This window comes from Tepidiphilus baoligensis, from assembly GCF_012911495.1.
In the GTDB taxonomy this organism is placed as follows: domain Bacteria; phylum Pseudomonadota; class Gammaproteobacteria; order Burkholderiales; family Rhodocyclaceae; genus Tepidiphilus; species Tepidiphilus olei.
This window is the reverse complement of the sequence record NZ_JAAAUB010000013.1, coordinates 25,936-42,309: the sequence shown is the minus strand read 5'-3', so window position 1 is coordinate 42,309 and position 16,374 is coordinate 25,936. Positions and strand designations below refer to the sequence as shown.

The following is a 16,374-nucleotide window of genomic DNA, read 5'->3' as shown; positions in this document are numbered from 1 at the left end:
TCCTCAGGCGCCCGCCTCGCGCGCCAGCACCGACAGATCGGCCACCTGGTTCATCAACTGCCGCAGTTCGCGCAAAAGCGCCAGGCGATTCGCCCGCAGCAGCGGTTCGTCGCACAGCACCATCACGCGATCGAAGAAGGCATCCACCGGCGCGGCGAGCGCGGCGAGCGTGGTGAGCGCCTGGGCATAGGCCTCGTTTTCCAGGTGTGAGGCGACGTAAGGCGCCACGGCGTGCATCTTTTCGAAGAGGGCCTTTTCCTCGGGCTCGGCAAAGAGCGCCACGTCCACGTGCGCCGCGCCCTCTTCGCCCGCTTTCTTGAGCAGATTGGCGATGCGCTTGTTGGCCGTGGCGAGCGTGGCAGCCTCCGGCGCCTCGAGAAATGCGGCCACTGCCTCGAGCCGCGCCGGCACCGTGTCGATACGGCCCGGGCGCAGCGCGAGCACGGCGTCGATCGCATCGAGCGCATGCCCTGCCTCGCGCAGCCAATGACGCAGACGCTCGTCGAAGAAACGGCGCAGTTTCTCGGCGGTATCGGCCGGGGCCTGAGCGCGTACCGCGGCGGGCTGTTCGACGAGCGCGCGCTCGATCGCCGCATCGAGATCGAGGGGCAGCGGCGTCTCGATGGCGATGCGCAGCACCCCCAGCGCCGCGCGGCGCAAGCCGTAAGGGTCTTTCTCGCCGGTAGGAATCTCGCCGATGGCGAAGAGCCCGGCGAGTGCGTCGAGCCGCTCGGCGAGTGCCACGATCTTCCCCACCAAACGACGCGGCAGCGCGTCGCCGGCGAAACGCGGCTTGTAGTGATCCTCGATCGCCTCGGCCACGATTTCCGACTCTCCATCGGCGAGCGCATAGTAGCGCCCCATCACGCCCTGGAGCTCGGGGAATTCGCCCACCATCAGGGTGACGAGGTCACATTTCGCCAGCCTGGCCGCGCGCCGGGCGAGCGCCACGTCGGCACCGAGCCGCTCGGCGAGCCAACCGGAGAGCACTTCCAAGCGCAGCACCCGCTCGCCCAGCGTACCGATGCGGTTGTGATAGACGATGGCGTCCAGCCGGGGCAGGCGCGATTCCAACCGTTCCTTGCGGTCCTGCTCGTAGAAAAAGCGCGCATCGGCCAAGCGCGGACGCACCACGCGCTGGTTGCCTTCGACGATGTTGCGGCTCCTGGGCTCGGACAGGCGCATGTTCGAGACGATGAGGAAGCGGTTGGTGAGCCGCCCCTGCGCATCGAACAAGGGGAAATATTTCTGGTTCGCCTGCATCGTCAGAATGAGGCACTCGGGCGGCACCGAGAGAAACTCCTCCTCGAAGCGCCCGACGTAGATAGTGGGATGCTCGACGAGAGCGGTCACTTCGTCGAGCAGCGCCGCATGCTCGCCCAGAACGCCTCCCTCGGCGGCGGCCTTTTCGTGCAGCTGCCGTTCGATCTCGGCGCGCCGCGCGGCAAAATCGGCGATGACCTTGCCCTCGGCAAGCAGCGTCGGCTCATAGGCCTCGGCATTGGCGAGTTCGATCGCGCCGCGGCTCATGAAGCGGTGTCCCAATGTTTCGCGGCCAGACTCCAGGTCGAGCACCCGCCCCGGCACCACGCGCGCGCCGTGCAGCATCACCAGGCGATGCACCGGCCGCACGAATTGCGCCTCGCCCGCGCCCCAGCGCATGAGCTTGGGAATGGGCAGCGCGCGGATCGCCTCGGCGACGAGGGGGGCGAGCGCCTCGTCGAGCAGGGCGCCGGCCTCCACCGTGTGCAGATAGAGCATTTCCTGCTTGCCCTCGAGCCGGCGTTCGAGCTTGGCGGTCTGCGGCGTGAGCCCCTTGGCGGCGAGGCGCTTTTCCAGCGCGGGCGTAGGCTTGCCGGCGGCATCGTACGCCACCGTCACGGGCATCAGGCGTTCTTCTTTGGCCCGATCGGGGGCGCGCTCGCGCACGCCGCCCACTTGCACCGCCAGCCGCCGAGGGCTGGCGAACCAGCGCCAGGGTGCGTCGGCATCGGCCAGACCCCGCGCCTGCAAGCGCTCGAGCACGCCGCGCCCGAAGGATTCGCCCAGCCGCGGCAGCGCCTTGGGCGGCAGCTCCTCGGTGACGAGTTCGACCAGCAGGGTTTCCCGTTCGCTCATGACTCAGGCTCCTTTCTTGGCGGTCGCGGCGAGCATGGGGAAGCCCAGCGCCTCGCGGCTGGCGAGATAGGCTTGGGCCACCGCGCGGGCGAGCGCCCGGATGCGCCCGATGTAGGCGGCACGCTCGGTCACCGAGATCGCCCCGCGTGCATCGAGCAGGTTGAAGGTGTGCGCGGCCTTGAGCACCATCTCGTAGGCGGGCAATACCAGCGCCGCCTCGATCAGGCGCTTGGCTTCAAGCTCGAAATGCCCGAAAAGTTCGAAGAGCAGCGGCACGTTGGAATATTCGAAGTTGTACTTCGATTGCTCCACCTCGTTCTGGTGGAAGACGTCGCCGTAGGTGACCACCCGGCCGTCGCCCGTGCGCGTCCACACCAGGTCATAGACGTTCTCTACCCCCTGCAGGTACATCGCCAGGCGCTCGAGCCCGTAGGTGATCTCGCCGAGCACCGGCCGACAGTCCAAGCCGCCGACCTGCTGGAAGTAGGTGAATTGCGTCACTTCCATGCCGTCGAGCCACACCTCCCAGCCCAGACCCCAGGCGCCGAGCGTGGGGTTCTCCCAGTCGTCCTCGACGAAACGCACGTCGTGCTCGCGCGGGTCGATCCCCAGCGCCACGAGGCTGGCGAGGTAGCGGTCCTGGATGTCGATTGGCGAGGGTTTCAACACCACCTGGAACTGGTAGTAGTGCTGCAAGCGGTTGGGATTCTCGCCGTAGCGGCCGTCCTTGGGGCGGCGCGAGGGCTGCACGTAGGCGGCGTTCCACGGCTCGGGGCCGATGGCGCGCAGGAAAGTGGCGGTGTGTGAGGTCCCCGCGCCCACTTCGAGGTCGTAGGGCTGCAGCAGCACGCAGCCCAGCTCGGCCCAGTAGCGCTGCAGGCGCAGGATGATGTCCTGAAACGTGGGTTTTTCTTCGCTCATGGTCCGTCCGGAGGCTCGATGGCGGCGCAAAGGCGCCATTTTACGGGCTAACGCGGCGCGGCGCCAGCACGCGCCATCGCATCGGCGGATTCCTCGCCCCACCCGACCTCGAACAACCATTGCCGCCCCAAGCGGGGCCAGATCGCCGAGAGGTAGGGCGCGAATGGCTCCGGCGGCCGGGCCGGATCGTCCCAGCGCAATCCGTCGCAGCGGTGCGGCTCGGCGATGTGCACCTCCCCTTGCCATTGGAATGCATCAAAGAGGAACTCGATGCGGTTGGTGTCGGATGCGCGATGCACCACCGCCACCGGCGTGAGCGCCTGCGCGCCCACCTTGATGCCGAGCTCCTCGGCGAGCTCGCGCACCGCGGCCTGGCGCAGGCTCTCGCCGTTCTCGACGTGCCCGCCCGGCAGGCTCCAGAATCCGTCGAAAAACCCCGTGCCGGCGCGGCGCAGGAAGAGCACCCGGCCCTGCTCGTCGAAGAGGCGCACCTGCACCGCGGTGGGGATGGCGAAGCGTACCGGCATCGCGCTCAAGCGTGCCCCGTGCTGCCGAATCCACCCGCCCCGCGTTCGCTCGGGTCGAACGACTCCACCGCGACGAGGCGGGCATGGACCACCGGCACGATCACCAGCTGGGCGATGCGCGCGAGCGGCTCGACGACGAACGCCTCTTCACCGCGGTTCCACAGCGACACGAGGATCTCGCCCTGATAGTCCGAATCGATGAGCCCGACGAGGTTGCCCAGCACGATGCCGTGCTTGTGCCCCAGCCCCGAGCGCGGCAGGATCAGGGCCGCGAGGCCCGGGTCGGCCAGATGCAGCGCGATACCCGTGGGCACGAGGGCCGTCGCCCCGGGCTCCAGCTCGAACGGAGCGGCGATTGCCGCGCGCAGATCCATCCCCGCGGCCCCCGGCGTGGCATATTGCGGCGGACGGGCCTTGATGCGTTCGTCGAGGAAGCGCACCTGCACCGTGACTTCGTCCTTGCCCTGCGGCTGACCACTCATAGCTCCCCCCGCTCCACGGCCGTATCGATCAAACCAAGGCGCCGCGCCACGTGCCGCACGATGCCCCAGGCGACCTGGGCCTTGTCCGCGGTCGGCAAGGGGATGCGGCCGTTCTCGTCGTAGAGCACGACGGTGTTCTCGTCGCGCCCCATCGCCTCCTGCACCAGGTTGCCGACCACCAGCTGCAGCCCTTTCTCCCGGCGCTTGCGCTCGGCGTATTCGTCCAGATTCTCGCTCTCGGCGGCAAACCCGATGCACCAAGGCGGCTCGGGCAGCGCCGCCACCTCGGCGAGGATGTCTGGGTTACGTACCAGCTCCAGCGTGAGCCGTTCCGCCCCCTTCTTGATCTTCTGCGGCGAGACGCGCGCCGGTCGATAGTCGGCCACCGCCGCCACCGACGCGAAGATACGGTGCCCGCTCACGCGCTCCAGCACCGCCGCGCGCATCTGCTCGGCGGTGGTCACGTCCACCCGCGTCACGCCCAAGGGCGTGGGCAGGCTCACGGGGCCGGAGACGAGCGTCACCGCGGCGCCGGCCTGCGCGAACGCCTGCGCCAGCGCATAGCCCATCTTGCCGGAACTGAGATTGGTGAGCACGCGCACCGGGTCGAGCGGCTCATAGGTCGGCCCAGCGGTGACCAGCACCGCATGACCGCTAAACCACTTCGGCGCGAAAAACGCTTCCAGTCGCGCCACGATCTCGTCGGGCTCGATCATGCGCCCCGGACCGATCTCGCCGCAGGCCTGCTCGCCCTCGGCCGGTCCCCAGAAGAGCACGCCGTCGGCGACGAGCTGCGCCCGGTTGCGCTGCGTGGCCGGATGCAGCCACATCTGACGGTTCATCGCCGGCGCCACGGCCATCGGGCAGGCGCGCGCCAGCGCGAGCGTCGCCAGCAGATCGTCGGCCTGCCCCTGGGCGAAGCGCGCCATGGCATCGGCCGTGCACGGCGCCACCAGCAGCAGATCCGCCCCCCGGGTGAGATCGATGTGCGCCATGGCGTTGGCGCGCCGCTCGTCCCACGGATCGCACCACACCGGCCGCCCCGAAAGCGCCTGGAAGGTGGTGGGCGTGACGAAATGCGCCCCGCCCGGCGTGAGCACCACATCGACCTGCGCTCCCGCCTGAACGAGCCGACGCACGAGTTCGGCCGCCTTGTAGGCCGCCACCCCCCCCGTCACGCCCAGCACGATCCGCCGACCGAACAGAAAGGGCGGCGCCCCGCTTTCATTGCGCTCCATCTTCTCTCCTCTTCCCCGTTGCGCCCGGGGCGCACTTCATGGAAAATGCATCTCGTCTCGTTCGCTGCGCAGGCGCCCCATGCCCATCACCGACTGGCCAGAACAGGAACGCCCTCGCGAGAAACTGCTCGAACGCGGCGCCTCAGCCCTCTCGGACGCCGAGCTCCTGGCGATTTTCCTCCGGGTCGGCGTGCGAGGCAAGAGCGCCGTCGATCTCGCGCGCGACCTACTCACACACTTCGGTGGCGTGCGCGCGCTCGTCTCCGCCCAGCCCAAAGCCTTCGCCGCCGTGCATGGCGTGGGCCTGGCCAAATACGCGCAGCTCCAGGCCGCCTTCGAGCTCGCCCGCCGGGCGCTGGCCGAAACCGCCCGCGAAGCCGACCTTCTCTCCGATCCCGAGAGCGTCAAGGATTGGCTGCGCCTGCGGCTCGCCGGGCTGGAGCACGAAGTCTTTTACGCCCTGCTGCTCGACAACCGCCACCGCCTGCTCGCCGCCCACGAACTCTTTCGCGGCACCGTCGACCAGACGGCCGTCCACCCGCGCGAACTCGTCAAGCTGGCGCTCCACGCCAACGCAAGCGCCGTCATCGTCGCGCACAACCACCCCAGCGGCGCCGCCGAGCCGAGCCGCGCCGATGCCGCACTTACCCGCACGCTGCGCGAGGCGCTGGCGCTGGTCGATGTGCGCCTGCTCGACCATTTCATCGTCACGGCGGGAAACGTCGTCTCGCTCGCGCAACTCGGCATGCTCTGAACCCGGGGCGAAGCGACGAGTCCACCGCGCCAAAAAGAAAGCTGCAAAATTTACGGCAAAGCCCTTGTCTCGTGAGTAAATGAGAACTATAATCAATCAGACCTATCCAAGCGATTGCCTTCGCCCATCGCCATCCGGAGTCTTGCCATGGTTCCCGAGTCCGCTCCCAAAGCCTTCCCCTTGCCCGTGGCCCCGCTCGGCAGCCGCCTGCGGATCGCCGCGCTCCACGGCGGCACCGAACTCACGCGCCGTCTGACCGAGCTCGGTTTGAACGTCGGCTGCGAAATCGTGCTGCAGCAGCGCGAAGGAGGAAAATTCGTCGTCAAACGCGGCGAGACGCGCTTCGCGCTCGGCGGCGGCATGGCCCACAAGATCCTGGTCCAGGAATATTCCGAGGTAGCGCGCGATGCCCATGCTGCTGCGTGACCTCGCCGTGGGCGAGCGCGCCCGCGTCACCGGCTATGCGCCCGGCGGCGAATCCTATCGGCGCAAGCTCCTGGCGATGGGTCTCACGCCCGGCGCCGAGCTCGTCGTCACCCGCATCGCCCCCCTGGGCGACCCGCTCGAGATCCGTACCCGCGGATTTTCCCTGTCGCTGCGCAAGAGCGAGGCCGCCGCGGTCGAGGTAGAAAAGCTCCCATGAACGACGCCTACACCATCGCGCTCGTCGGCAACCCCAACTGCGGCAAGACCACGCTCTTCAATGCGCTCACCGGCGCCAAACAGCGCGTGGGCAACTGGCCCGGCGTTACCGTGGAGAAGAAGACCGGCGAGTACCGTTTCGATCGGGCGCGGGTCGAAGTCGTCGATCTGCCCGGTACCTATTCGCTCGACGTCGTGGGCGAAGACGTCTCGCTCGACGAACGCATCGCCCGCGACTACGTCCTCTCCCGCCAGGCCGACCTCGTGGTGAACGTGGTCGACGCCGCCAACCTCGAGCGCAACCTCTACCTCACGCTGCAACTGGCGGAGATGCAGGTGCCGCTCCTCGTCGCGCTCAACATGGTCGACGTTGCCGAGAAAAAAGGCATGAAGATCGACGTGGCGGCGCTCGCCGAGCGGCTCGGCTGCCCGGTGGTGCCGATCGTCGCCAGCGAGAAACGCGGCCTCGACGCGCTCAAACAGGCGATCGACCATGCGGTAGCCGCCCCGCCGCAACCGCGCGTCGTGCCCTATGGCGAGGCGGTGGAAGCGGCGCTCGCCGAACTCGTGCCCGAAGTCGAGCCGGCTGCCGCGCAAAAGGGTTGGTCACCGCGCTGGCTCGCAGTCCGGCTGCTCGAGGGGGACGCGCTCGCACGCGCGAGCGTCGATGAATCCCTCGCGCAACGCGCGCAGGCGATCGCCGAGCGTTTCGGCGGAGAACTCGACATTCTCGTGGCGGACGCCCGCTACAGCCTCGCCAACGACATCGTGCGCCACGCCGTGCACCTCGCCGGCCAAGCCCCTGCCGACCTCACCGAGCGGATCGACCGAATCGTGCTCAACCGCGCCTTGGGCATCCCCATCTTCCTCGCGGCCATGTACCTGATGTTCCTCTTCACGATCCGCGTGGGCGGGGCTTTCATCGACTTCTTCGACAAATTGGCCGAGGCGATCTTCGTCGATGCCTTCGACGAAGTCCTCACGGCGATCGGCGCTCCCGAATGGCTCACCGGACTGCTCGCCCATGGAGTGGGCGCCGGCATACAAACGGTAGCCACTTTCATCCCCGTGATCGGTTTTCTCTACCTTTTCCTCTCCGTGCTCGAAGATTCCGGTTATATGGCACGCGCCGCCTTCGTCATGGATCGATTCATGCGCTGGGTGGGGCTGCCGGGCAAGAGTTTCGTGCCGCTCATCGTCGGTTTCGGCTGCAACGTGCCGGCCATCATGGCCACGCGCACGCTGGAGCATCGCCGCGACCGCCTCATGACGATCGCCATGGCTCCCCTCATGTCCTGCGGCGCACGGTTGCCCGTCTATGCGCTCTTCGCCGCCGCATTCTTTCCCACGGGCGGCGAGAACGTCATCTTCGCCCTCTACCTCATCGGCATCGCCGTGGCCGTGCTCACCGGGCTCATGCTCAAAAACACCCTGCTCAAGGGTGAGGCCACGCCCTTCATCATGGAATTGCCCCCCTACCACCTCCCCACCGCCCGCGGGGTGCTGCTGCACACCTGGGACCGTCTCAAAGGGTTCATCGTCCGTGCTGGACGGCTCATCGTTCCCATGGTCGTGGTCATCAACTTCCTCAACGCGATCGGCACCGACGGCAGCTACGGCAACGAGCACAGCGACAAATCCGTGCTCGCCGCCGTCGGCCGCACCCTCTCCCCCGTGTTCGCCCCCATGGGGCTGACCGAAGACAACTGGCCCGCCACGGTGGGCATCTTCACCGGCGTGCTCGCCAAGGAAGCCGTGATCGGTACCCTGAACGCCACCTATACGGCACTTGCCACCGAGAACACTGACACGGAAGAAGAAACCCCCTTCTCGCTACGCGAGGCGATCGCGGCGGCGTTTGCCACCATTCCGCAGAACCTCGCCGAGGCGCTCGGCTCCTGGGCCGACCCCCTGGGACTGCACAAGGCCGAGGAAGAACGCGAGGAAGTCTCACAGGCCGCCTTCGGTGCCATGGCCGAACGATTCGACGGCGCGGTCGGAGCGTTTGCCTACCTGCTCTTCATCCTGCTCTATACCCCTTGTACCGCCGCGACCGCCGCCATCTACCACGAATCCGGCCGACGCTGGACGCTCTTCGTCGTCGCCTGGACGACCGCTATCGCTTGGGCCGCGGCAACGATTTTTTACCAGCTGGCCCGCCTGCCCCGAGCGCCGCTCGCCTCCGCCGCGTGGATCGCGGGCATCGCCGCGTTCTTCGTCCTCGTCTTCCTGCTCATGCGCCGGGGAAGCGCCTTCCCGGCGGCAGCCGGAGGCGCCAAGACCGTCCGTCAGGAGGGTTCCGCATGATCCTCTCCCGCCTCACTGATACCCTGCGCCTGCACCACCGTGCCAGCCTCGACGATCTGGCCACGGCCCTTCAAGCCGCGCCCGAAGCGGTCGAGGCCATGCTTGCCACGCTCGAGCGCAAGGGCCGCATACGCCGTCTTCCCGCCGGCTCGTCCTGCGGCAAGAGCTGCTGCGCCTGCGACCCGAAGCACTTGCAGATCTACGAATGGGTCGAAACGACCGACGCCCATCCTGAATCCGTAGCCCCCTTGCGCTAATCTTTTTGTTTATAATAATGTCATGCAAATTTTGCATAACAGGAACTATTTTTTCGCTCAAGGATGAAAAGATGCTCAAAAAAACGCTTGCCCTCTCGCTCACCAGCCTCTTCTGCCTGCCCGCGCTCGCCCAGTCCGGGATTCAACTTTACGGCTCGGTTGATGCCTCCTTCCAATACGGCAAAGAGATGGGTAACAAAACAGCCGGAATCGACGGAGGAGGCATCGGCGATAGTTTCCTGGGTTTGCGCGGCGAAGAGGCGCTTGGCGCTGGCCTCGAGGCTGTCTTCGTGCTTGAACAAGGTTCGACATCGATGTCGGCAAATCCTGCTGCATCAACGAAACCGACAGCAACGCCAACTCCGGCAGCGATCTCTTCACGCAGCAAGCCTATGTCGGACTTAAGGGCGCCTTTGGTCAGATCGCCCTGGGGCGTCAACACGCACCGGGTCATTTGTCTGAGCTCTACGACGCACTGCCCGATATGGCGGTAAGCCCGCAGAAGCGGCTCGCTGAACTGGCCAACCTCACCATCGTCTCTGAAGATTTGGCACGCTGGAACAATGCCATCGGTTACACCGGCGAATTCGAGACCCTCGGGGTGAGCGCCATCTACTCGGCCGGCAACCTCGAGACGAACCAGGCGCACGGCATCTCGCGCACCGACGACGACAAGTACGGCTTAGGTCTATATTATGAAAATGGCCCACTCAAAGTCGGGGCCATCTATCATGCGGTCAAATACAAAGCACAATATGACGGCGTCTGGAATAAAAACCCTGCCGGGGAAAACGAAACCCAGAAAGAATGGCTGCTTGGCGCAACCTACGACTTCGGCTTTGCCACCCTTGCCGGCTCCTGGCAGCAGGGCCGCGACGTGCTCGGCGTCAGCGGCTTCGATGTCCATCTCTGGCAGATCGGCCTCATCATCCCCGTGGTGGGCGAAGACACGCTCAACCTCGCCTATGGTCAGACCAAGCTCGACGGAGGCAACGCCATCATGGGCGATGGCGGCAGCGTCAAACCCAAATCCCTGGGCGTGGCCTATCTCCATCCGCTCTCCAAGCGAACCACCGTCTATGCCGCCTATACCTGGATCGATCACGACGATCTGCACTGGAATCAGGCGACCGCCCTCGGCCAGGACGACAACGGTCACGCCGGCGACAGCAAGGTGGGCGACACCAACCTCTTCTATCTCGGGCTGAACCACCAATTCTGAACTGGACCGACCGCGGGGAAACCCCCGCGACTAGCGGTCATTCCGCCAAATCCTGGCGCACCGCGGCAAGGTAGCACAGGCCCGAGATGGCGCGGGTGCCGTACCACGACACCATTTCGCCATCGACGAGCGTCACCGGCACCTCCGCTCCGAGCAAACGGGGAATCTCTTCGGCGTGATCCCGGGTGAAGCGATAGGGTTCGGAGGGCAGCAACACGCGCGCGATGCCCGCCTGGCGAACGGCGGTTTCGTCGATCACGGGATAACGGGGTTCCTCGATCACGGGCCAGGTCTGCCAACCAACGGCCTCCAGCATGGCGGAGATCCAGGTGCTGCGGGCCACCGTCATCCACGGCTCGCGCCAGATGGGATAGAGCACGCGCTCCTGCGGCAAGGAGGCAGCGATCGTGCGCGCGAGTTCCAGCACGGATTCGAAGGCTTGCACGGCATAGTCCGCCGCCTCCTCGCGATCGAACACCCCGCCGAGCAGACGAAAGAGCGCGACGTTGTCTTCGAGCCGGCAGGGATGGGTGACGATCACCTCGACGCCGGCCGCGGCGATCGCCTCGACCTGTTCCCGCCGGTTCTCATCGACGTTGGCAATGACGTGTGTCGGCTCGAGCGCGAAGAGGCGCTCGAGGCGCACGTCCTTGGTTCCTCCCACTTTGGGCAGGTCCCGCACCTCGGCGGGATGGATGCAAAAACCGGTGCGCCCCACCACCGATTCGCCCAGGCTGAAAGCAAAGAGCGTCTCGGTGAGTGAGGGCACCAGCGAGACGATGCGCGGCGTACCCCGGGCCCGGCGGTGCGGCACGCCCAGCGCGTCGTACCACAGCGGCTCAGCCATCTCGCGGAGCTCCCGCCGAGGGTGTACCGGCAGCTGATCCCTGCTCCGCCGGATGCTCACCCGCCGCCGCGGTCCCGGGCGCGGGGTTTGCCGCTGCCACAGCGGGTTCATCCCCATCGATCTCCCCGACGCAGGGGGGACGGCGCAAGTTGGAGAGCAAGCGCGCGACGTCCTCTTCCTCCAGGGTTTCCTTGGCGAGCAGCTCCCGGGCCGCCGCCTCGAGCTGGTCGCGGTTCTCCCGGAGCACGGCGAGCGTGCATTCGAAGGCTTCCATCACGATGCGCCGCACTGCCGCATCGATGCGCTCGTGCAGCGCTTCCGATACCCCCAAGGTTTCGCCCGGCGCGGGGGCCTGCGTATCGAGGAAACGCGGACGGCTCTGCTCGAACACCACGAAACCCAGTTCGTCGTCCATGCCGTAGCGCGTCACCATGTCGCGCGCGATCTGGGTCGCCCGCATGAGATCGTCCGCCGCGCCGGTGGACAGATGGCCGAAGACGAGCACCTCGGCGGCGCGCCCGCCGAGCAGCACCATGATCTTGTGGCGCAACTCCTCGCGGGTCATGAGATAGCGGTCCTCGGAGGGGCGCTGTAGCGTATAACCGAGCGCACCGATGCCGCGCGGCACGATGGAGATTTTGTGCACCGGGTCGGTGCCCGGCAACGCCCGCGCCACCAAGGCATGTCCGATCTCGTGATAGGCCACCACCCGACGCTCACGCTCGCTCAGCACCCGGTTTTTCTTCTCCAGGCCGGCGACGATGCGTTCGAAAGCGGCGGTGAAATCGGCCAGGGTCACGGCATCGGCGCCCCGACGCGTGGCCACGATGGCCGCTTCATTGACGAGGTTGGCCAGATCCGCCCCGCTGAAACCGGTCGTCATGGCAGCGATTTGCTCGAGGTCGACCTCGGGCGCGAGGCGGATTTTCTTGACGTGCACCTCGAGGATCTGCAAGCGCCCGTTCTTGTCGGGCCGATCGACCAACACCTGCCGGTCGAACCGCCCGGGCCGCAGCAGCGCCGGATCGAGGATCTCCGGTCGGTTGGTGGCCGCCAGCACCACGATGCCCGAAGAGGAATCGAAACCGTCCATCTCGGCGAGCAGCTGGTTGAGGGTCTGCTCCTTCTCGTCATGCCCGCCGAAACCCGGGAAGGCCCCACGCGCGCGGCCGAGGGCGTCGATCTCATCGATAAATATGATGCAAGGAGCATGTTTGCGCGCTTGTTCGAACAAGTCTCGCACGCGCGCCGCGCCCACGCCGACGAACATCTCGACGAATTCCGAGCCGGTGATGGAGAAAAAAGGCACTTTCGCTTCGCCGGCCACCGCCTTGGCGAGCAACGTCTTGCCGGTTCCCGGCGGCCCCACGAGCAGCACGCCTTTGGGCATGCGCGCCCCGAGCCGGCCGTAGCGTGCCGGATCTTTGAGGAACTCCACCACCTCCTTGAGCTCGGCTTTGGCTTCATCGACGCCCGCCACGTCATCGAAAGTGACGCCGGTGTCCTGCTCGACGAAGACCTTGGCGCGACTCTTGCCGATCGACATGAATCCGCCCATGCCCTGTTTCTCGATCACCCGGCGAAACACGTAGTACCACAGGGCGAAGAAGACGAGTACCGGGACCACCCAAGAGAGGAGATCACGGAAAAACGTGTTTTCTATGACTCTAGTATAGGGAACTTCGTAGCGATCCAGGCGCTCGGCCAGATCCGGCTCGACCCTCGCCGTGGCGATGGCCACTTTCCGGCCTTCGGGCGATTTGAGGCGGCCGGTGATCACCCGATCGCCGATGATCACCTCGGACACGCGACCTTCCGCGAGCGCCTGCTCGAATTCGGTGTAAGACACCGTCTCCACGACGTTGGCTGCCTGCCACTGGCTCTGCAGAAAGAGCAGCAGGGCGATGGCGATCAACCAATAGCCCACATTCCATTTGCGCAATTGCTCTTCGTTCATGGCATTCCCCTTCAGGGTTCATCGCGCCAGGAGATGCCGGCGCGATCGAGCATGCGCCGCAAGCGGGCGATTTCGTCGATGAGCTCCATCATCATCGCCGCCGCGGTGAAACTGGCCTCGAAATCACGCATCAGACGGCGCATGCGGCGCACCCGCTCCAGGGCCATTCCTTCGAATCGTGGCGCCCCCGCTTCGATCAGACCGGCCTCGATCAAGCCTTCTTCCCACAGCGCGCGCACGAAGGAAGGGGAGGCCCCTGCCGCCACCGCGAGCTCCTCGAGCGTGAGCCAGCGCTCGCCGCCCAACCATTCGCACGACACCACGATCGCCGCGTTCATCCCTGCTCCTCCTCACCGGCCCCAACGCGCGCGCGGATCGAACCGCACCTCGCGCGCCATCGCCGTGAAATGTTCCCGCACCTTTGGATCGCTCGAAGGCGGCAACACCACTTCGAGCACCGCGTAGAGATCGCCCGGAGGGTCGCTCGGCAGCCCCTTGCCCCGCAGCCGCAGCTTGCGGCCGTGCTGCGAATCCGGCGGAATGGTGAGCGTCACCGGTCCTTCCGGCGTGGGAATCTGGATTTTGGCACCGAGCACCGCTTCCCACGGCGCCACCGGCACCGTCAGGTAGAGATCCTTGTCCTCGACGCGATAGAGCGGATGAGGGCGGAATTCCACTTCCAGGTAGAGGTCGCCCGGCGGACCGCCGTTCATTCCAGGACCGCCCTGCCCGGCGAGCCGGATTTTCTGCCCCGCCCGGATGCCCTTGGGAATGCGCACGTTGAGGGTGCGCTCACGCAGCACCACGTGGCCGGACGCATCGAGCTCGGGCACACGCAGGGTCACGGAACGAGTAGCGCCATGCAGGCTGTCTTCGAGATCGATGAGGATCTTGGCGTGGTGGTCTTCGCCGCGCAAGGCAAAGCCACCAGTACGACGCTGGCGCGGCCCGCCCGTGCCACGGTGCATGCGCCCGAAGAGCGACTCGAAAAACTCGGAGAAATCCGTTCCTTCGAAAGGGCCGCCGCCCGGCGCCCCACGGAATTCGAAGCCGGCATCCCAGCCCGGCGGCGGCGAGAAGTCCTCGCCCTGACGCCAATGCTCTCCCAGCCGATCGTACGCGGCGCGTTTCTCCGGATCGGAGAGCACCTCGTAGGCCTCGTTGACCTCCTTCATGCGCTCGGCCGCGTCGGGCTCCTTGCTCACGTCCGGATGGTACTTGCGCGCGAGCTTGCGCCACGCCTTCTTGATTTCCTCCGCCGTGGCCGTGCGCGGCACGCCGAGAATCTCGTAGTAGTCGCGAAACTTCATTCCGTACCGCCTCCAAACAGCCGATGAGCGCGATCCGGGCGGCACGGCTTGACCATCCCGCCCGGGCTTTCACATTATTGGTGTCGGTGCGGCAAATTACAAGGATACTGCGATTGACCGTCGCGATCGAACGCAGGAAAACGGCTGCAGCGCGGGAGATGAGGCCGATCGAATCAATAGGCAGGCATCCGGGCATCGGAGTGCGACCCCTGCAGCCGCGCTGCGGTTGTTCGCGGTGTCCCTTGAAATTCTCGCCGAGACACCCTATATCAATGAGCGTGATACAGGCGTTTTCCAGACGATTCCTTTCGTCCCATCCGTTTCGAGGAGGCAGCACGATGGTCACGACACTCTTTCCCACCAACCTGTTCGAGGAGTTCGACCGGCTGCAACGCGAACTCGACCGCCTGTGGAGCGGCTGGCCGGCGGCCATTCGTGAAACGGCGCTCGATGTCGTTTATCCAGCCATCAACGTCGGCCGCACGCCGGAAGCGGTCGAAGTCTATGCCTTCGTACCCGGCGTGGATCCGGCGAAGCTCGAGGTCACGCTCGAGCAAGGCGTGCTGACGATCGCCGGCGAGCGTCCCTCGTCGATCCCGGAAAACGACCAAGTGACGGTCTATGCCAATGAGCGCTTCGCCGGACGATTCAAGCGCACGATCAGCCTGTCCGAGGATCTCGATCCGGACAAGGTCGAAGCAACCTACCGCGACGGCGTGCTGCGGCTGCGCATCGCGCGCAAAGCCCATCTGCAACCGCGCCGCATCGAAATCAAATGATCGCGAAAGGAGGAACGACCATGGCTGAAACCAACGTCACCACCCGCCCCGGCACCAACGTCACCGCCCAGGAAGCCCAGCGCGTCCCGACCGCGGTGCCGCGCGTCGACATCATCGAAGATCAAACCGGCATCACCCTGTGGGCCGACCTGCCCGGTGTGAGCCGCGATTCGCTGGAGATCAAGGTGGAGGGCGACACCCTTACCATCGAAGGCAACGTGTCGCTTCCCGTGAGCGAAGGCATGGAGCCGATCTACGCCGAGATCCGCGCCCCGCGCTATGCCCGCAGCTTCACCCTGTCGCGCGACCTCGACACCGCAGCGATCCAGGCCAAACTCGATCAAGGGGTACTCGAGCTGCGCATTCCGAAACATCAGCAGACTCAACCCAAGCGCATCACGGTGCAGGCTGGCTGATTCCTTCATTTCCGGTACGGAAATGACCTTTTTGGCCGCCCATCGCCGGGCGGCCTTCGTCTGACGCAGAGGAGGACGAAGTATGAGTTCGGTACTGGAGCAATGGAAATCCGGCCTCGGCCAGAGCTGGGAGCATCTGATGGAGGGCTGGCGACAGCTGTGGGAACGGGCCGCCGGCGCGCTCACCCGCTTCCAGCCCCGCGAACGCAACGACGAAAAAAGCGCTTCGCCCAATCTGCCGGCGCCGGCTGGAGGCGTGCGCTGGGCGGTGCTCGGCGCCGACATCTACGAGACCGACGAGGCGCTCGAAGTCCGCGTCGAGATCCCCGGGCTCGACCGAGAGGATCTCGAAGTCGAGGTGCTCGACGGCCAGCTCGTGATTCGCGGTGAGAAACGCCTCGAGCGCGAGGAAAAACAGGGGCAATACCGTCTCATGCAATGCGCCTACGGCCGCTTCCAGCGCGCCATCGCGCTCCCCGTGCCGGTCAAGGCCGAAGAGGCCAAGGCGGAATATCGCGACGGCGTGCTCAAAATCACGCTGCCCAAGGCCGAGACCGCAAAAACCCGGCGCATCGCCGTTCAAGGTTGACCTTCTCT

Annotated in this window: 17 protein-coding genes and 2 pseudogenes; 10 read left to right on the top strand and 9 right to left on the bottom strand. The window is 66.1% G+C overall.

The window, feature by feature from the left end; all coding sequences use genetic code 11:
- Nucleotides 1–3 precede the first annotated feature (3 nt).
- From glyS to coaBC, 5 genes are read right to left on the bottom strand one after another with little or no spacing between them, the layout of a single operon-like run.
- Nucleotides 4–2,118 carry a glycine--tRNA ligase subunit beta gene (glyS, locus tag GV368_RS08875; protein ID WP_169116276.1) on the bottom strand — a complete coding sequence of 705 codons (2,115 nt, stop codon included), beginning with the start codon at nucleotides 2,116–2,118 and terminating at the stop codon, nucleotides 4–6.
- 3 nt (nucleotides 2,119–2,121) lie between these two features.
- Nucleotides 2,122–3,039: a glycine--tRNA ligase subunit alpha gene (gene glyQ, locus GV368_RS08870; RefSeq protein WP_169116275.1), complete on the bottom strand. Its 918-nt coding sequence runs from the start codon at nucleotides 3,037–3,039 to the stop codon at nucleotides 2,122–2,124.
- A 47-nt stretch (nucleotides 3,040–3,086) separates the two neighbouring features.
- Nucleotides 3,087–3,566: an NUDIX domain-containing protein gene (locus GV368_RS08865; protein WP_169116293.1), complete on the bottom strand. Its 480-nt coding sequence runs from the start codon at nucleotides 3,564–3,566 to the stop codon at nucleotides 3,087–3,089.
- A gap of 5 nt (nucleotides 3,567–3,571) precedes the next feature.
- A complete protein-coding gene (dut, locus tag GV368_RS08860) occupies nucleotides 3,572–4,048 on the bottom strand; it encodes a dUTP diphosphatase (RefSeq protein ID WP_169116274.1) in 477 nt (158 codons plus the stop codon).
- Complete coding sequence (coaBC, locus tag GV368_RS08855) at nucleotides 4,045–5,286, bottom strand: bifunctional phosphopantothenoylcysteine decarboxylase/phosphopantothenate--cysteine ligase CoaBC (RefSeq protein WP_169116273.1); 1,242 nt, start codon at nucleotides 5,284–5,286, stop codon at nucleotides 4,045–4,047. Before coaBC ends, dut begins: the two co-directional genes overlap by 4 nt.
- A gap of 79 nt (nucleotides 5,287–5,365) precedes the next feature.
- Between coaBC and radC the strand changes: the two genes are divergently transcribed.
- The 7 genes and pseudogenes from radC to GV368_RS08820 all read left to right on the top strand — a co-directional run bounded on the left by radC (nucleotide 5,366) and on the right by GV368_RS08820 (nucleotide 10,468).
- Complete coding sequence (radC, locus tag GV368_RS08850; RefSeq protein ID WP_169116272.1) at nucleotides 5,366–6,040, top strand: RadC family protein; 675 nt, start codon at nucleotides 5,366–5,368, stop codon at nucleotides 6,038–6,040.
- Between the two features lie 147 nt (nucleotides 6,041–6,187).
- The gene (locus GV368_RS08845; RefSeq protein ID WP_142803606.1) at nucleotides 6,188–6,466 is read left to right on the top strand and encodes a FeoA family protein; all 279 of its coding nucleotides are present in this window, start codon (nucleotides 6,188–6,190) and stop codon (nucleotides 6,464–6,466) included.
- Nucleotides 6,453–6,683 carry a FeoA family protein gene (locus tag GV368_RS08840; RefSeq protein ID WP_142804224.1) on the top strand — a complete coding sequence of 77 codons (231 nt, stop codon included), beginning with the start codon at nucleotides 6,453–6,455 and terminating at the stop codon, nucleotides 6,681–6,683. The genes GV368_RS08845 and GV368_RS08840 overlap by 14 nt, the downstream gene beginning before the upstream one ends.
- Nucleotides 6,680–8,989: a Fe(2+) transporter permease subunit FeoB gene (feoB, locus tag GV368_RS08835; protein ID WP_169116271.1), complete on the top strand. Its 2,310-nt coding sequence runs from the start codon at nucleotides 6,680–6,682 to the stop codon at nucleotides 8,987–8,989. The genes GV368_RS08840 and feoB overlap by 4 nt, the downstream gene beginning before the upstream one ends.
- Nucleotides 8,986–9,246 (top strand): FeoC-like transcriptional regulator, encoded by a 261-nt coding sequence (locus GV368_RS08830; RefSeq protein WP_169116270.1) that lies wholly within the window; start codon nucleotides 8,986–8,988, stop codon nucleotides 9,244–9,246. Before feoB ends, GV368_RS08830 begins: the two co-directional genes overlap by 4 nt.
- Nucleotides 9,247–9,263: 17 nt before the next feature.
- A pseudogene (locus tag GV368_RS11795) lies at nucleotides 9,264–9,500 on the top strand (hypothetical protein); the annotation flags it as partial.
- Between the two features lie 56 nt (nucleotides 9,501–9,556).
- Entirely contained in the window at nucleotides 9,557–10,468 is a 912-nt protein-coding gene (locus GV368_RS08820) for a porin (protein WP_169116292.1), read from the top strand.
- Between the two features lie 37 nt (nucleotides 10,469–10,505).
- Here the strand turns inward: GV368_RS08820 and GV368_RS08815 are convergent, their stop codons facing one another.
- The 4 genes and pseudogenes from GV368_RS08815 to GV368_RS08800 form a co-directional block, all read right to left on the bottom strand.
- A complete protein-coding gene (locus GV368_RS08815; RefSeq protein WP_169116269.1) occupies nucleotides 10,506–11,315 on the bottom strand; it encodes a helical backbone metal receptor in 810 nt (269 codons plus the stop codon).
- Nucleotides 11,316–11,454: 139 nt separating this feature from the next.
- Nucleotides 11,455–13,272: pseudogene (ftsH, locus tag GV368_RS08810) on the bottom strand (ATP-dependent zinc metalloprotease FtsH); the annotation flags it as partial.
- 11 nt (nucleotides 13,273–13,283) lie between these two features.
- On the bottom strand, nucleotides 13,284–13,610 hold the full coding sequence (locus tag GV368_RS08805; protein WP_142803614.1) for a chaperone modulator CbpM: 327 nt from the start codon (nucleotides 13,608–13,610) through the stop codon (nucleotides 13,284–13,286).
- Between the two features lie 12 nt (nucleotides 13,611–13,622).
- Entirely contained in the window at nucleotides 13,623–14,582 is a 960-nt protein-coding gene (locus GV368_RS08800) for a DnaJ C-terminal domain-containing protein (protein ID WP_169116267.1), read from the bottom strand.
- A gap of 338 nt (nucleotides 14,583–14,920) precedes the next feature.
- Between GV368_RS08800 and GV368_RS08795 the strand changes: the two genes are divergently transcribed.
- The 3 genes from GV368_RS08795 (at nucleotide 14,921) to GV368_RS08785 (ending at nucleotide 16,366) form a co-directional block, all read left to right on the top strand.
- Complete coding sequence (locus tag GV368_RS08795; RefSeq protein WP_169116266.1) at nucleotides 14,921–15,361, top strand: Hsp20/alpha crystallin family protein; 441 nt, start codon at nucleotides 14,921–14,923, stop codon at nucleotides 15,359–15,361.
- 20 nt (nucleotides 15,362–15,381) lie between these two features.
- The gene (locus GV368_RS08790; RefSeq protein WP_169116265.1) at nucleotides 15,382–15,777 is read left to right on the top strand and encodes an Hsp20/alpha crystallin family protein; all 396 of its coding nucleotides are present in this window, start codon (nucleotides 15,382–15,384) and stop codon (nucleotides 15,775–15,777) included.
- 82 nt (nucleotides 15,778–15,859) lie between these two features.
- Complete coding sequence (locus GV368_RS08785; protein WP_055424354.1) at nucleotides 15,860–16,366, top strand: Hsp20/alpha crystallin family protein; 507 nt, start codon at nucleotides 15,860–15,862, stop codon at nucleotides 16,364–16,366.
- The last annotated feature ends 8 nt before the right edge of the window (nucleotides 16,367–16,374 follow it).

Coding starts and splice junctions, on each gene's coding strand:
- coaBC (WP_169116273.1), bottom strand. CDS start 5,286: ATGGAGCGCAATGAAAGCGGGGCGCCGCCCTTTCTGTTCGGTCGGCGG.
- GV368_RS08790 (WP_169116265.1), top strand. CDS start 15,382: ATGGCTGAAACCAACGTCACCACCCGCCCCGGCACCAACGTCACCGCC.
- GV368_RS08815 (WP_169116269.1), bottom strand. CDS start 11,315: ATGGCTGAGCCGCTGTGGTACGACGCGCTGGGCGTGCCGCACCGCCGG.
- GV368_RS08800 (WP_169116267.1), bottom strand. CDS start 14,582: ATGAAGTTTCGCGACTACTACGAGATTCTCGGCGTGCCGCGCACGGCC.
- glyS (WP_169116276.1), bottom strand. CDS start 2,118: ATGAGCGAACGGGAAACCCTGCTGGTCGAACTCGTCACCGAGGAGCTG.
- GV368_RS08805 (WP_142803614.1), bottom strand. CDS start 13,610: ATGAACGCGGCGATCGTGGTGTCGTGCGAATGGTTGGGCGGCGAGCGC.
- GV368_RS08845 (WP_142803606.1), top strand. CDS start 6,188: ATGGTTCCCGAGTCCGCTCCCAAAGCCTTCCCCTTGCCCGTGGCCCCG.
- glyQ (WP_169116275.1), bottom strand. CDS start 3,039: ATGAGCGAAGAAAAACCCACGTTTCAGGACATCATCCTGCGCCTGCAG.
- radC (WP_169116272.1), top strand. CDS start 5,366: ATGCCCATCACCGACTGGCCAGAACAGGAACGCCCTCGCGAGAAACTG.
- GV368_RS08865 (WP_169116293.1), bottom strand. CDS start 3,566: ATGCCGGTACGCTTCGCCATCCCCACCGCGGTGCAGGTGCGCCTCTTC.
- GV368_RS08785 (WP_055424354.1), top strand. CDS start 15,860: ATGAGTTCGGTACTGGAGCAATGGAAATCCGGCCTCGGCCAGAGCTGG.
- GV368_RS08840 (WP_142804224.1), top strand. CDS start 6,453: ATGCTGCTGCGTGACCTCGCCGTGGGCGAGCGCGCCCGCGTCACCGGC.
- GV368_RS08795 (WP_169116266.1), top strand. CDS start 14,921: ATGGTCACGACACTCTTTCCCACCAACCTGTTCGAGGAGTTCGACCGG.
- GV368_RS08830 (WP_169116270.1), top strand. CDS start 8,986: ATGATCCTCTCCCGCCTCACTGATACCCTGCGCCTGCACCACCGTGCC.
- dut (WP_169116274.1), bottom strand. CDS start 4,048: ATGAGTGGTCAGCCGCAGGGCAAGGACGAAGTCACGGTGCAGGTGCGC.
- feoB (WP_169116271.1), top strand. CDS start 6,680: ATGAACGACGCCTACACCATCGCGCTCGTCGGCAACCCCAACTGCGGC.